Below are 14,090 nucleotides of genomic sequence, written 5' to 3'. Positions count from 1 at the left end.
CATGATTACGTCTGTCCTGGTGGCGAACCGCGGCGAGATCGCCTGCCGTATCTTCCGCACCTGCCGTGAGTTGGGAATCCGGACGGTCGCGGTGCACTCCGACGCCGACGAGAACGCCCTCCACGCGCGCGTGGCCGACGCGGCCGTACGGCTGCCCGGCGCGGCACCCGCGGACACGTACCTGCGCGGCGACCTGATCGTGAAGGCGGCCGTCGCCTCCGGCGCGGACGCCGTCCACCCCGGCTACGGCTTCCTCTCCGAGAACGCCGACTTCGCCCGCGCCGTCATCGACGCCGGACTGGTGTGGATCGGCCCGCCCCCCGAAGCGATCGAGGCGATGGCGTCCAAGACGCGTGCCAAGGAACTGATGGGGATCCCATCCCTGGACCGGGATCGGATCACCGAGGCCGACCTGCCCGTCCTGGTGAAGGCGGCCGCGGGCGGCGGAGGGCGCGGGATGCGCGTTGTGCGCCGCCTGGAGGACCTCGACGCCGCCCTGGAGGGCGCACGGGCCGAGGCCGCGAGCGCCTTCGGCGACGGCGAGGTCTTCGTCGAGCCGTACCTGGAGCACGGCCGCCACGTGGAGGTCCAGGTACTCGCCGACACCCACGGCACGATCTGGACCCTGGGCACCCGCGACTGCTCCCTCCAGCGCCGCCACCAGAAGGTCATCGAGGAGGCCCCGGCACCCGGCCTCCCGGACAGCCTCGTCGAGGACATGTACGCGCTGTCGACACGGGCCGTGCGCGCCGTCGCCTACGAGGGCGCGGGCACCGTCGAGTTCCTGGTCGCCGACGGCCGCGCGCACTTCCTGGAGATGAACACCCGCCTCCAGGTCGAACACCCCGTCACGGAGGCCGTCTTCGGCATCGACCTGGTGGCCCAGCAGATCCGCGTCGCCGAAGGCCACCGCCTGGAGAACGACCCCCCACGCGCGCGTGGCCACGCGATCGAGGCCCGCCTCTACGCCGAGGACCCGGCGAACGACTGGACCCCCCAGACCGGCACCCTGCACCGCCTGACCGCCCCCGAAGGCATCCGCCTGGACACCGGCTACGGCGACGGAGACGCCATCGGCGTCCACTACGACCCCATGCTCGCCAAGGCCGTCGCCCACGCCCCCACCCGCGCGGAGGCCGTCCGCCGACTGGCCGGAGCCCTGGAGCGCACCACGATCCACGGCCCCACCACCAACCGCGACCTCCTGGTCCGCTCCCTGCGCCACCAGCAGTTCACCTCGGCCGCCATGGACACGGCCTTCTACGACCACCACCTCCCCGAACTGACCACCCCGACCCCGGACCCGTACGCCCCCTTGGCAGCCGCTCTCGCCGACGCCCGCTCCCACCCCTCCCGCTTCGGCGGCTTCCGCAACCTCCCCTCCCAGTCGCAGACCAAGCGGTACGCCATGGCGGGCGAGGAACACGAGGTCCACTACCGCCACACGCGGGCGGGCCTGGAGGCGGACGGGGTACGGGTCGTACACGCGGACGCGCGTCTCGTCGTACTCGAAGTGGACGGCGTCCAGCGCAAGTCCGAGGTGGCACGGTACGGCGACGAGGTGTACGTGAACACCACCCACCTGACCGCCCTACCCCGCTTCCCCGACCCGACGACCCAGCACGCCCCCGGCTCCCTGCTGGCACCGATGCCGGGAACGGTCGTCAAGGTCGCCGAGGGCTTGACGACAGGAGCCGCCGTAAAGGCCGGGGAGCCGTTGCTGTGGCTGGAGGCGATGAAGATGCAGCACAAGATCACAGCCCCGGTCACGGGCACGCTGACGGCTCTGCAGGTGGTACCTGGCCAACAGGTGACGGTCGGTGAATTGCTGGCGGTAGTGGAGCCGACCTAGAGGGGCGCGGGACTGCATCGACATGCGGCTACCGCCGCGTGAGCGCGACCAGCCACAACCAACCCGCACCCCGAAGGAGCCGAGATGGCCCACATCGAATCCGAAGAACAAAAAGCCCTCCGCTCAGCGGTCGCCGCCCTAGGCAAACGCCACGGCCGCGACTTCGACCGAGAAGCCCTCTGGTCAGAGGCGGCAAAGCTCGGCTACCTAGGCGTCAACCTGCCGGAGGCACACGGCGGCGGAGGCGGCGGTATAGCCGAACTCTCCATCGTCCTGGAGGAGTTGGGAGCCGCAGGCTGTCCCCTCCTCATGATGGTCGTGTCCCCGGCGATCTGCGGCACAGTGATCGCCCGCTTCGGCACCGAGGACCAGAAGCGCACATGGCTCCCGGGCCTCGCCGACGGCACCCGAACCATGGCCTTCGGCATCACCGAACCCGACGCCGGCTCCAACAGCCACCGCATCACCACCACGGCCCGCCGCGATCCGGACAGCGGCGACTGGCTCCTCACCGGCCGCAAGGTCTTCATCTCCGGCGTCGACATCGCGGACGCCACCCTGATTGTCGGCCGCACCGAGGACGCCCGCACCGGCACCCTCAAACCCTGCCTGTTCATCGTCCCGCGGGACGCCCCCGGCTTCACCCGCCGCCAGATCGACATGGAACTCCAAGCCGCGGAGAAGCAGTTCGAGCTGGCCCTGGACGACGTACGCCTCCCGGCGGACGCCCTCGTCGGTGACGAGGACGCGGGCCTGCTCCAGCTCTTCGCGGGCCTCAACCCCGAACGCATCATGACCGCCGCCTTCGCCATCGGCATGGGCCGCTACGCCCTCGCGCAGGCGATCACCTACGCCCGCGACCGCACCGTCTGGAAAACCCCCATCGGCGCCCACCAGGCCATCGCCCACCCCCTCGCCCAGGCGCACATCGCCCTCGAACTCGCCCGCCTGATGATGCAGAAAGCGGCCTACCTGTACGACGCCGGAGACGACGTCGGCGCAGGTGAGGCCGCCAACATGGCGAAATACGCGGCCGGAGAGGCCTGCGTCAGAGCCGTCGACCAGGCCGTGCACACCCTCGGCGGAAACGGCCTCACCCGCGAATTCGGACTCGCCTCGTTGATAACGGCCGCACGCGTGGCTCGTATTGCTCCGGTGAGCCGGGAGATGATTCTCAACTACGTCTCCCACCAGACTCTGGGCCTTCCCAAGTCGTACTAGACCGCCAGTCGTAACGGACCGCCGTGGCCGCCTTGGAGGAACCGTGTTCCGCAGCGAGTACGCAGACGTCCCGCCCGTAGAGCTCCCCATCCACGAAGCGGTGCTGGGCCGGGCCGCCGAGTACGGTGACGCGCCCGCCCTCATCGACGGCACCGACGGCACCACCCTCTCGTACGAGCAACTGGACCGCTTCCACCGGCGCATCGCGGCCGCGCTCGCCGAGGCCGGCGTACGCAAGGGTGATGTGCTCGCCCTGCACAGCCCCAACACCGTCGCCTTCCCGACCGCCTTCTACGCGGCCACGCGCTCGGGTGCCACCGTCACCACCGTGCACCCCCTGGCCACCGCCGAGGAGTTCGCGAAACAGCTGAAGGACTCGGCGGCCCGCTGGATCGTCACCGTGTCACCCCTGCTGGAAACGGCACGCAGGGCCGCCGAACTCGCCGGCGGCGTCGAGGAGATCTTCGTCTGCGACAGCGCGCCCGGACACCGGTCGCTGATCGACATGCTGGCCTCCGCCGCGCCCGAGCCGGAGGTCGCCATCGACCCGGCGGAGGACGTCGCCGCACTGCCGTACTCCTCCGGCACCACCGGCATCCCCAAGGGCGTCATGCTCACCCACCGCCAGATCGCCACCAACCTCGCCCAGCTCGAACCCGTGATGCCGTCCGGCCCCGGCGAACGCATCCTCGCCGTCCTGCCCTTCTTCCACATCTACGGCCTGACGGCCCTCATGAACGCACCCCTCAGGCAGGGCGCCACGGTCGTCGTCCTCCCGCGCTTCGAACTCGAGACCTTCCTCGCGGCCATCCAGAACCACCGCATCACCAGCCTGTTCGTGGCCCCGCCCATCGTCCTGGCCCTCGCCAAACACCCCCTGGTCGCCCAGTACGACCTCTCGTCCCTGAAGCACGTCATCAGCGCCGCCGCCCCCCTGGACGCCCAGCTCGCCGCCGCCTGCTCCCAGCGGCTCGGCCTGCCACCCGTCGGCCAGGCCTACGGCATGACGGAGCTGTCGCCCGGCACCCACGTCGTTCCCCTCGACGCCATGCACCAGGCGCCCCCCGGCACCGTCGGCAAACTCATCGCGGGCACCGAGATGCGCATCGTCTCTCTCGACGACCCCGACAAGGACCTCGGCGCCGGCGAGTCCGGCGAGATCCTCATCCGCGGCCCCCAGATCATGAAGGGCTACCTCGGCCGCCCCGACGCCACCGCCGCAATGATCGACCCGGACGGCTGGCTGCACACCGGAGACGTCGGCCACGTCGACACCGACGGCTGGCTGTTCGTCGTCGACCGCGTCAAGGAACTCATCAAGTACAAGGGCTTCCAGGTGGCCCCCGCCGAACTCGAAGCCCTCCTCCTCACCCACCCGGGCGTCACCGACGCGGCCGTCATCGGCGTCTACAACGACGACAACAACGAAGTCCCGCACGCCTACGTCGTCCGCCGCCCCACCGCCACCGACCTCTCCGAAACAGAGGTCATGATGTACGTCGCCGAACGCGTCGCCCCCTACAAACGCGTCCGCCGGGTCACCTTCATCGACGGCATCCCGCGGGCCGCCTCCGGCAAGATCCTCCGCCGCGAACTCCGGGCACTCCAGGAGCGCACATGACGTTGATCGGACGCACACGCGCGCGTGGCATCGAGACCCTCAGCCTCGACTCCCCGGCCAACCGCAACGCACTCTCCGCCGCACTCGTGGGCGAGCTGACCGACGCCCTGACGGACGGCGCCAAGGACACCGACGTCCGCGCGATCGTCCTCACCCACACCGGCAACACGTTCTGTGCCGGCGCCGACCTCCGCGACCCGCCGGCCCCGGACGCACTCGTCGGGCTGCTGCGGCAGATCGTCGAACTGCGCAAACCGGTCCTGGCCCGCGTCACCGGCCACGTGCGCGCAGGCGGCCTCGGCCTGCTGGCCGCCTGCGACATCACCGCCGCCTCGACACAGTCCACCTTCGCCTTCACCGAGGTACGCATCGGAGTGGCCCCCGCGGTCATCTCCCTGCCGCTGCTGCCCCGCACCGACCCCCGAGCCCTCGCCCGCTACTACCTCACCGGCGAGCGCTTCGAGGCCCCCGAGGCGGCCCGCATCGGCCTGCTGACCGCCACCGGCGACGACGTGGACGCCGTACTGGAACCCATCCTCGACGGACTGCGCCGTGCCGCCCCGCAGGGCCTGGCCGAGACGAAAGCGCTGCTCACGGCTAAGGTGCTCGAAACATTCGACCGGGACGCGGCCGACCTCACCGCGCTCTCGGCCCGGCTGTTCGCCTCCCCGCAGGCCCGCGAGGGGATGACGGCCTTCCTGGAACGACGGGATCCCACATGGGTGCTGTGACCACCGACAACGGCGTCGAACGCGCCGACCGCGTACCCAAACAGGACCGCAGCCGAGCCACCCGGCAGCGCCTCCTGGAAGCCGCCGTGGCCTGCCTCGCCGAACACGGCTGGGCAGGCTCCACGGTCTCCGTCGTCGCCGAACGCGCCGGCGTCTCCCGCGGCGCCGCCCAGCACCACTTCCCCACCCGCGAGGACCTCTTCACGGCAGCCGTCGAATACGTCGCCGAGGAACGCTCGACGGCGCTGCGCGCCCTGTTCCCGCAGGGCGCGGCCGGAGACCGCCGGGCGGTCGTCTCAGCCCTCGTCGACCTCTACACCGGCCCCCTCTTCCGGGCGGCACTGCAACTGTGGGTCGCCGCCTCCAACGAGGACCAGCTCCGCCCCCGCGTGACGGAACTCGAAGCCCACGTCGGCCGCGAGACCCACCGCATCGCCGTCGACCTCCTCGCCGCCGACGAATCCCGCCCCGGCGTCCGCGAAACCGTCCAGGGCCTCCTGGACATGGCCCGCGGCCTAGGCCTCGCCAACCTCCTCACGGACGACACCGGACGCCGGGAGCGGGTCGTGGCGCAGTGGGCGGCCGTCCTGGACCGGGAACTCAGGGACTGAGCCGCTCCACCCGCCACCCCCCGTCCGCCTCCGCCACATACCGCAACCGGTCGTGCAGCCGGTTCTCGCGGCCCTGCCAGAACTCCACCGCCTGCGGGGCGACCCGGAAACCACCCCAGTTCGGGGGCACCGGCACCTGCTCGCCCTCCGGGTAGCGGGCGGCCAGTTCGGCGTACGAGGCGTCCAGGTCGGCGCGGGTGGAGATCACGCTCGACTGGGCGCTGGCCCAGGCGCCGAGCTGCGAGCCGTGCGGACGGGTGCGGAAGTAGGCGGCGGTCTCGTCACGGCCGGTGCGGCGCGCGACGCCCGTGACGATGACCTGGCGGGCCATCGGATGCCAGGGAAAGAGCAGCGAGACGTACGGGTTCTCGGCGAGGTCTCGCGCCTTGCGGGAGTCGTAGTTGGTGTAGAAGACGAAACCCTGCTCGTCGAAGTGCTTCAGCAGCACTGTGCGGGAGCTGGGACGGCCTTCGGCGTTCGCCGTGGAGACCACCATGGCGTTCGGCTCGAAGAGGTGGGCCTGAGTCGCGGCCTGCTGGAACCAGCGCGCGAACTGCGCCACCGGGGTGGCGGCCAGATCGGACTCGGCGAGGCCCTCGGCCCGGTACTGCTTGCGCATCGAGGCGGGATCAAGGGGGACGGCGTCTCGGTCGGTCACCCGATCATCCTGCCGTATGCGCAGGTGCCGTTCGCCATGGCGTCCGTCATGATTTCGGCATGGGCGCCCGTCGCCGACCTCGAGCACCTGTGGCACTGAGTGCCGCGAAGTCTCCCCAAAAGTGGCACTCGGGGATATCGTGCTGCTGCGTTCTGGTTGAGCGACCAGCCGCGTGGGGCATCACCAGGGTGGCCACCCAGGACCACGAGTCGCACGATACGACCGGGGATCCAGCGGCCGAGCCGCCGTTCTTCTGCCCTGCACATCTGTCGTACACATCATGAGGAGCCGCCTGATGTCCGACTTCGTACCCGGACTCGAGGGAGTCGTCGCGTTCGAGACGGAGATTGCCGAACCGGACAAGGAGGGCGGCGCACTCCGGTACCGGGGCGTCGACATCGAGGACCTGGTCGGTCATGTCTCCTTCGGAAACGTCTGGGGGCTCCTCGTCGACGGCGCCTTCAATCCCGGTCTGCCGCCCGCCGAGCCGTTCCCGATCCCCGTGCACTCCGGCGACATCCGAGTGGACGTCCAGTCGGCACTGGCCATGCTGGCACCCGTCTGGGGCCTCAAACCCCTCCTCGACATCGACGCCGAGCAGGCCCGCGCGGACCTCGCCCGAGCCGCCGTCATGGCCCTCTCCTACGTCGCCCAGTCGGCCCGCGGCCAGGGCCGCCCCATGGTTCCGCAGCGGGAGATCGACAAGGCCCACTCGATCACCGAGCGCTTCATGATCCGCTGGCGCGGCGAGCCCGACCCCAAGCACGTCGCCGCCGTCGACGCCTACTGGACCTCCGCCGCCGAGCACGGCATGAACGCGTCCACCTTCACCGCCCGCGTCATCGCCTCCACCGGAGCGGATGTCGCCGCGGCGCTCTCCGGGGCCGTAGGTGCGATGTCCGGCCCGCTGCACGGCGGCGCGCCCTCCCGGGTCCTCGGCATGATCGAGGAGATCGAACGGACCGGGGATGCGGAGGCGTACGTCAAGCAGGCCCTCGACAAGGGCGAGCGGCTGATGGGCTTCGGACACCGCGTGTACCGCGCCGAGGACCCACGCGCGCGTGTGCTGCGGCGCACGGCCCGCGAGCTGGGCGCTCCGCGGTTCGAGGTCGCCGAGGCGCTGGAGAAGGCGGCACTGGCGGAGTTGCACGCGCGGCGCCCGGACCGCGTCCTTGCCACGAACGTCGAGTTCTGGGCGGCGATCGTCCTCGACTTCGCCGAGGTTCCGGCGCACATGTTCACCTCGATGTTCACGTGCGCCCGCACGGCCGGCTGGTCGGCGCACATCCTGGAGCAGAAGCGCACGGGCCGGCTGGTGCGACCGTCCGCACGGTATGTGGGGCCGGGCGCGCGGCGTCCTTCGGAGATCGAGGGCTACGAGGGCATCGCCCACTGAGAGCCGGCACGGAAACGCAGACGACCCGCGAGCTCGGGTCCCTCCGCCTCGGCGGAGGAGCCGGCCGGACGTGCCGGCGAGCTCGCGGGTCGGGTGACTGCTTGGGATTGGGCCGGCTGCACGGTTCTCTCCCGCGCTGGTCCGGCACCGCACTCGGTGTGGTGGCGAGCCGCTAGCCCGCAGTCACCTCACGCGTCCGGTATTCATACATCTGCCGAACCACCTCCCTTCTCGTGTAGCCCACACCCTAAGAACCGGTCGGCGCACGATCAACCACTTTTTTTGACGGGGCCGGTGACCTAGCTTTTCGACCATGACGGAGCGACGCGCGATTCTCAGTGGATCGACCTTTGAGGAGCAGATCGGTTACGCACGGGCCGTGGTCGACGGGGACTGGGTGCATGTGTCCGGGACCACGGGGTTCGACTACTCGACGATGACGATCTCGGACGACGTCGTCGAGCAGGCCGAGCAGTGCATACGGAACATCGGGGCGGCGCTCGCGGAGGCGGGGTGCGGGCTGGGCGATGTCGTGCGGGTGCGGTATCTGCTGCCCGAGAGGGACGACTTCGAGCCGTGCTGGCCGGTGCTGCGGGCGGCGTTCGGGGAGGTGCGGCCGGCGGCGACCATGTTGGTGGTCGGGCTTGCGGATCCCCGGATGAAGATCGAGATCGAGGTGTATGCGCGGCGCCCGGTGCTGCGGATCGAGGCCGTGGACTCCGAGGCCATGCTGGAGGAGTGGCGGTTCGTCCACAACGAGATCGTGCCGCCTGCCGCCATGTCGCTGGACGAGGCTCGTGAGCGGCTCGGGCGTTATCGGCTGGAGAACGCGTATCTCGGGGATGTTCTCGTCGGGTGTTCGACCGTGCGGCCGCCGGAGGGTGATGAGGGTGTGGCCACGGTGATCGCGCGGGTGTTGCCCGAGTTCCGGGGGCGGGGGTTCGGGCGGGCGATCTACGAGAAGGGATTGGCGCACGCGCGTGTGCTGGGCGCTGGGGCGGTCGAGACCTGTGTCCTGGCGGCCAATGAGGGTGGGTTGCGGTTCGCCGAGAAGTGCGGGTTTGTGGAGACCGAGCGGTATGTGCTGGACGGCGAGAGTGATCTGTGGATTGATCTTCGGCTGGTGATGGCCGGATCATAGGGGTCGGCGGGTGTTACAACGATTCCTTCAATCTTGGGGGAACTCGGTGTGTGCTGCGTCACGTTCCAGTTAGATGATTGCGAGTGAGCGAACCGACGCGCCGTACGTGCGGACGCAGCTTGGCAGGGGGTCCAGGTGAGTGCTTCCCGGCGTAGTGGGACCACCGACGAGCTGGGGCCTGATGAGCCCGAGCGGGCCGGCCCGGTGGGTCCTGACGGCTCCGATCTGCTGGCCGCGCTGCTCGACGGTATGGATGCGGCGCTGTGTGCCTTCGACGCGGGCGGGGTCGTCACGCATTGGAATCGTGAGGCCGAGCGGATTCTGGGGTGGACCGCGGCCGAGGCGGTGGGCCGGCAGGGGTTCGCGGGGTGGGCGGTGCGGCCCGCGGATGCCGAGGAGGTCGAGCGGCGGCTGATGTCCGCCATGGAGGCCCCGGGGCGGCAGGTGCACGAGTTCGCGCTGCTGACGAAGGACGGCGGGCGGGTGCTGGTGCGGACGCAGTCCGCGGCGGTGCGCGGGCCCGACGGCAAGCCCGCGGGGGTGTACTGCGCCTTCAGTGAGGTGCATGCGCAGATCGATCTGGAGCGGTCGATCGCGCTCAGCGAGGCGTTGTTCGAGGACGCGAGCTGGGGTGTCGTGCTGGTCGATGCCGATCTGCGGCCCGCGGTGGTGAATGCTCATGCGGCGCGGGCGCTCGGCATCGGGCGTACGTCGGCGTTGGGGCGGCCGCTGGGGGAGTTGCTCGCCCAGGGTGTGGAGGAGCTGGAGAGCGCGCTCACGCATGTGCTGGCGGAGGGTGCGCCGCCGGCGCCGGCCGAGATCTGGGTGAGTGTGCGGACGTCGGAGGGGGACCAGCGGCGCTGCTGGCGCTGCGGATTCGTACGGCTGGCGTCGCCGCTCGCGGAGGAGCCGGTGCCGTTGGGTGTCGCGTGGCTCTTCCAGGACGTGACGGAGGGCAAGCAGGGCGAGCAGGAGGCGGCGCTGCTGCGGTTCCGGACGAATCAGCTGCATCGGGCGGCTCGGGCGGCCGCGGAGTGCGAGGACCCGGGTGAGGCGGCGACCGTCCATCTGGACTTTGCGCTCGCCGGGTTCGCCGACCATGCGCTGATCGACCGGGTGGCGGGCGGTGCGGTGGCCGACGGGGCGGCGGAGGGTCCCGTACGGCTGGTGCGGGTCGCCACTACGCCGTCGGGGGCGCCGGGGCCGAGTCTGCTGACCGGGCAGGCGGGGTTGCCGGTGCGGTACGGGCAGGGGCACCCGGCGTTGCAGTGCGTGGAGCGGGCCGGGTCCGTGCGGGCGAGCGTGGGGGCGGTGCCGGCGGAGCAGGCGCGGGAGTGGGCGGAGGCTCGGCAGTGGCCGGCGGATGCCGTGCACGCGTTGTGTGCGGTGCTGCGGAGCCGGGGGCGGACGTTGGGGGTCGTGACGTTTCTGCGGGGGAGTGGGCGGAGTCAGTTCGAGCGGGTGGACGCGGTGTACGCGGAGGATGTCGCTGTGCGGATTGCTGCGGCGTTGGATCTGGCGGGGGTTGTGGGGCGGGCATAGGCCCGTGGCCGGGTGGGGGCGGGATCGCTTCCCCGCGCGTGCGGGGTGCCGCTCTCCTTGGGTCGGGAGCCGCCCCAGCGACACGACTGCCCGCAGCTACGACTACTGCTGGTAGAAGATCCGGTCCCCGTATTCGTCCATCACTCGTGCGTTCCATTCGTGGCCGCCGTCCACGTTGCCGGACCGCAGCAGTGGCGGTTCGATGCCCCGCTCGGCCAGGGTGCCTGCTGCTGTGGCCATGACCGCCTGGAGGATTGCGCTGGTGACGACCGTGGAGGCCGGGGCGAAGGGGGCGGGGATGGTGTCGAGGGTGAGGGTGGCGTCGCCGATGGGGATCTTGGAGTCGAGGACGAGGTCGCAGTGGTCGCGCAGATAGGTGCCGGAGCTGTGCCGGGACCGGGTCTCCGTCGCGTACGCCACTGAGGTCACACCGATGACCTTCACGCCGAGCGCGCGGGCGTGCAGGGCCATTTCGACGGGGAGGGCGTTGCGGCCGGAGAGGGAGATGATCACCAGGGCGTCCCCGGCGCGGAGCGGCGAGGAGTCGAGGACGGCGGTCGCGAGGCCGTCGACGCGCTCCAGGGCGGAGCCCAGGGTGGCCGGCATGACGTCGACGCCGACGACGCCCGGTACGGCGAGCAGGTTCATCAGGGCGAGGCCGCCCGCGCGGTAGACGACGTCCTGGGCGGCGAGGGAGGAGTGACCGGCGCCGAAGGCGAAGAGGCGGCCGCCGCCGGTGACGGTGTCGGCCAGCAGGGTGCCGGCCGCCGTGATGGACTGTGTCTCCTCGTCCCGGACCCGTTGCAGGAGGTCGATCGCGGCGTCGAAGAACTGGCCGGCCAGTTTGCCGTCGCTCATGCGGGTCCTTCCGGGGCGGTGTGAGGTCCGGGCGCGGATGTGTCGCGGATCACCGTGCGGTCTGGACCAGTGCCGTGTCAATACGGGGGGCGAGTGCCCGGTCGTAACGCCGTGGTTCCAACGGCGAGGCACGGTTGTCAGTGGTATGCGTCAGAATTGAAGCCAGGGCCAGCGCACACGCCGGGAAGCTGTCGTGCTTCCGGCAGATCTCATCGAGGGGCACGTATGTCCGGACTGATCGACACCACGGAGATGTATCTCCGCACCATCCTCGAGCTGGAGGAGGAAGGTGTGGTCCCCATGCGCGCCCGGATCGCCGAGCGGCTGGACCAGAGCGGGCCGACCGTCAGCCAGACGGTGGCGCGGATGGAGCGGGACGGTCTCGTGTCCGTTGCGACGGACCGCCATCTGGAGCTGACGGACGAGGGGCGTCGGCTCGCCACGCGCGTGATGCGCAAGCACCGGCTCGCCGAGTGTCTGCTGGTCGACGTGATCGGTCTCGAGTGGGAGCAGGTGCACGCGGAGGCCTGCCGCTGGGAGCACGTGATGAGCGAGGCCGTGGAGCGGCGCGTGCTGGAGCTGCTGCGGCATCCCACCGAGTCGCCGTACGGCAACCCGATCCCGGGTCTGGAGGAGCTGGGCGAGAAGGACGGCGCGGACCCGTTCCTGGACGAGGGCATGGTGTCGCTGGCGGACCTCGACCCGGGCGCGGACGGCAAGACGGTCGTGGTGCGCCGTATCGGTGAGCCGATCCAGACGGATGCGCAGCTGATGTACACGCTGCGGCGGGCGGGTGTGCAGCCCGGTTCGGTGGTGAGTGTGACGGAGTCGGCGGGCGGTGTGCTGGTGGGCAGTGGTGGTGAGGCGGCCGAGCTGGAGGCGGATGTCGCCTCCCATGTGTTCGTCGCCAAGCGCTGACACCGTCAACTCCCCCTGTTCCAGGGGAGTTTGGGGAGGCCTGCGGGCTTGTCGTGATCTCTTCGGCCGCCGGTATCCGGTGCGTCGAAATCGCAGCGCTCGGACGTTTCGCGTGCGAGGCTGTCGCGTGAGGCATATGACCTGAGGGGGCCGGGAGGATGTGCCGCAGACGTGTGGAGGGCCCCGGCGCCGTGTGGCGCCGGGGCCTGTCCTCCCCTGTGTTGACCCGGAGCCCCGAGCTCTCAGGGTCATCCCCTTCGGACCGTTTTCCCCGAGCGGTCCGCCTCCCGCTGAAGATCTCCCCGCGGCGGCGGCGATCATTCCTCGGGCGAGGTCACTCGTACGAGGGGTGTTGCCCGCAGGCACCCTATTTTCGAATATCTATTCGATAGTCTTCAGTGACAGGTCACGCGGAATGTGCGCTTCAGGAGTGAGCGCCTCAGAAGCAAGCGCACCAGCACTGAGCGCACAAGAACCGAGCGCACACGAACAGGCAGCTGCACGACACGGCAGGACACGGTTCACAGGACCGGCCGCCTCGAGCGGGAGCGAGCGGGTCCGAGCGGAGCTTAGGGGGGTGCCAGAACCATGGCGCGACGCATCGACGTGACGGGTGCGGGCGGCGTACGCCTCGCGGCCTGGGAGTTCGGCGACCCTCCCAAGGCCGACCCGGCGCAACCCGCGCCCGAGGACACCCCCGGTGTGCTGTTACTGCACGGCCTGATGGGCCGCGCCTCGCACTGGGCGTCCACCGCCCGCTGGCTCTCCGGGCGGCACCGCGCCGTCGCGCTCGACCAGCGCGGCCACGGCCAGAGCGACAAGCCCGCACAGGCCTCCTTCACCCGTGAGGCGTACGTCGAGGACGCCGAGGCCGCGCTCGAGCAGCTCGGCCTCGCCCCGGCCGTCCTCATCGGCCACGCCATGGGCGCGCTGACGGCCTGGCAGCTCGCCGCCAAGCGCCCCGAACTGGTGCGGGGCGTGATCATCTGCGATATGCGGGCCTCCGCCCTGGGGGTCGCCTCGCAGCGGGAGTGGGCCGACTGGTTCAAGGCCTGGCCCGTCCCCTTCGCCACGCTCGCCGACGTACGCAAGTGGTTCGGCGAGGACGATCCGTGGGTGGAGCGGCCGAATCCGGCACGGGGGGAGTTCTACGCCGAGGTGATGCACGAGTCGCCCGACGGCTGGCGGCCCGTCTTCGACTACGAGCAGATGCTGCGTTCCCGGGAGACGTGGGTGTATGACGCGCACTGGGAGGAACTCGCGCAGGTGCGGTGTCCGGCGCTTGTCGTGCGCGGGGTCGACGGGGAGTTGGGACGGGCCGAGGCCCAGGAGATGGTGCGGGTGTTGCCTCTCGGCGAGTATGCGGAGGTGGCCGATGCGGGGCATCTTGTGCACTATGACCAGCCGGCGGCTTGGCGGGCGGCCGTCGAGCCGTTCCTCGACGCGGTGTTCACTGCGTGAGGCTGGGCCGGGGCGCCCAATAGCTCGGGGGGTTCTGTTTGCGGGCGGGTGCGGGTTGTTTGTGGTGGATCGCGCAGTTC

Annotated in this window: 12 protein-coding genes; 10 read left to right on the top strand and 2 right to left on the bottom strand. The window is 70.6% G+C overall.

Going from position 1 to position 14,090, the window contains the following annotated elements:
• Position 1 precedes the first annotated feature (1 nt).
• The 5 genes from ACIBW9_RS24370 (at position 2) to ACIBW9_RS24350 (ending at position 6,036) form a co-directional block, all read left to right on the top strand.
• Entirely contained in the window at positions 2-1,852 is a 1,851-nt protein-coding gene (locus ACIBW9_RS24370) for a biotin carboxylase N-terminal domain-containing protein (protein ID WP_398958316.1), read from the top strand.
• An 84-nt stretch (positions 1,853-1,936) separates the two neighbouring features.
• Entirely contained in the window at positions 1,937-3,073 is a 1,137-nt protein-coding gene (locus ACIBW9_RS24365) for an acyl-CoA dehydrogenase family protein (protein ID WP_398958314.1), read from the top strand.
• A gap of 43 nt (positions 3,074-3,116) precedes the next feature.
• Positions 3,117-4,694 carry a 4-coumarate--CoA ligase family protein gene (locus tag ACIBW9_RS24360; protein WP_398958312.1) on the top strand — a complete coding sequence of 526 codons (1,578 nt, stop codon included), beginning with the start codon at positions 3,117-3,119 and terminating at the stop codon, positions 4,692-4,694.
• On the top strand, positions 4,691-5,425 hold the full coding sequence (locus tag ACIBW9_RS24355) for an enoyl-CoA hydratase family protein (RefSeq protein ID WP_398958311.1): 735 nt from the start codon (positions 4,691-4,693) through the stop codon (positions 5,423-5,425). The genes ACIBW9_RS24360 and ACIBW9_RS24355 overlap by 4 nt, the downstream gene beginning before the upstream one ends.
• Positions 5,413-6,036, top strand: a complete 624-nt coding sequence (locus ACIBW9_RS24350; RefSeq protein WP_398958308.1) for a TetR/AcrR family transcriptional regulator — start codon at positions 5,413-5,415, stop codon at positions 6,034-6,036. Before ACIBW9_RS24355 ends, ACIBW9_RS24350 begins: the two co-directional genes overlap by 13 nt.
• Here the strand turns inward: ACIBW9_RS24350 and pdxH are convergent.
• Positions 6,026-6,694 (bottom strand): pyridoxamine 5'-phosphate oxidase, encoded by a 669-nt coding sequence (gene pdxH, locus ACIBW9_RS24345; RefSeq protein ID WP_398958307.1) that lies wholly within the window; start codon positions 6,692-6,694, stop codon positions 6,026-6,028. The two genes, ACIBW9_RS24350 and pdxH, sit on opposite strands and share 11 nt — an antisense overlap.
• A gap of 295 nt (positions 6,695-6,989) precedes the next feature.
• On the opposite strand from pdxH, the gene ACIBW9_RS24340 reads away from it, so the two are divergent.
• The 3 genes from ACIBW9_RS24340 to ACIBW9_RS24330 all read left to right on the top strand — a co-directional run bounded on the left by ACIBW9_RS24340 (position 6,990) and on the right by ACIBW9_RS24330 (position 10,773).
• Positions 6,990-8,090, top strand: a complete 1,101-nt coding sequence (locus ACIBW9_RS24340; protein ID WP_398958304.1) for a citrate synthase 2 — start codon at positions 6,990-6,992, stop codon at positions 8,088-8,090.
• Between the two features lie 313 nt (positions 8,091-8,403).
• Positions 8,404-9,231: a GNAT family N-acetyltransferase gene (locus tag ACIBW9_RS24335; RefSeq protein ID WP_398958302.1), complete on the top strand. Its 828-nt coding sequence runs from the start codon at positions 8,404-8,406 to the stop codon at positions 9,229-9,231.
• 135 nt (positions 9,232-9,366) lie between these two features.
• A complete protein-coding gene (locus tag ACIBW9_RS24330) occupies positions 9,367-10,773 on the top strand; it encodes a PAS domain-containing protein (protein WP_398958300.1) in 1,407 nt (468 codons plus the stop codon).
• 102 nt (positions 10,774-10,875) lie between these two features.
• Here ACIBW9_RS24330 and ACIBW9_RS24325 read toward each other — a convergent pair whose 3' ends face one another.
• Positions 10,876-11,631, bottom strand: a complete 756-nt coding sequence (locus tag ACIBW9_RS24325) for an SIS domain-containing protein (RefSeq protein WP_398958298.1) — start codon at positions 11,629-11,631, stop codon at positions 10,876-10,878.
• A 225-nt stretch (positions 11,632-11,856) separates the two neighbouring features.
• Here ACIBW9_RS24325 and ACIBW9_RS24320 point away from each other — a divergent pair, with 225 nt between their 5' ends.
• Complete coding sequence (locus ACIBW9_RS24320) at positions 11,857-12,549, top strand: metal-dependent transcriptional regulator (protein WP_030941023.1); 693 nt, start codon at positions 11,857-11,859, stop codon at positions 12,547-12,549.
• Positions 12,550-13,137: 588 nt separating this feature from the next.
• Complete coding sequence (locus ACIBW9_RS24315) at positions 13,138-14,010, top strand: alpha/beta fold hydrolase (protein ID WP_398958296.1); 873 nt, start codon at positions 13,138-13,140, stop codon at positions 14,008-14,010.
• The last annotated feature ends 80 nt before the right edge of the window (positions 14,011-14,090 follow it).

The organism is Streptomyces sp. NPDC049541 (assembly GCF_044465725.1).
In the GTDB taxonomy this organism is placed as follows: domain Bacteria; phylum Actinomycetota; class Actinomycetes; order Streptomycetales; family Streptomycetaceae; genus Streptomyces.
Note: the sequence above shows the minus strand (reverse complement) of the source record. Positions and strands in the feature narration are given on the sequence as shown.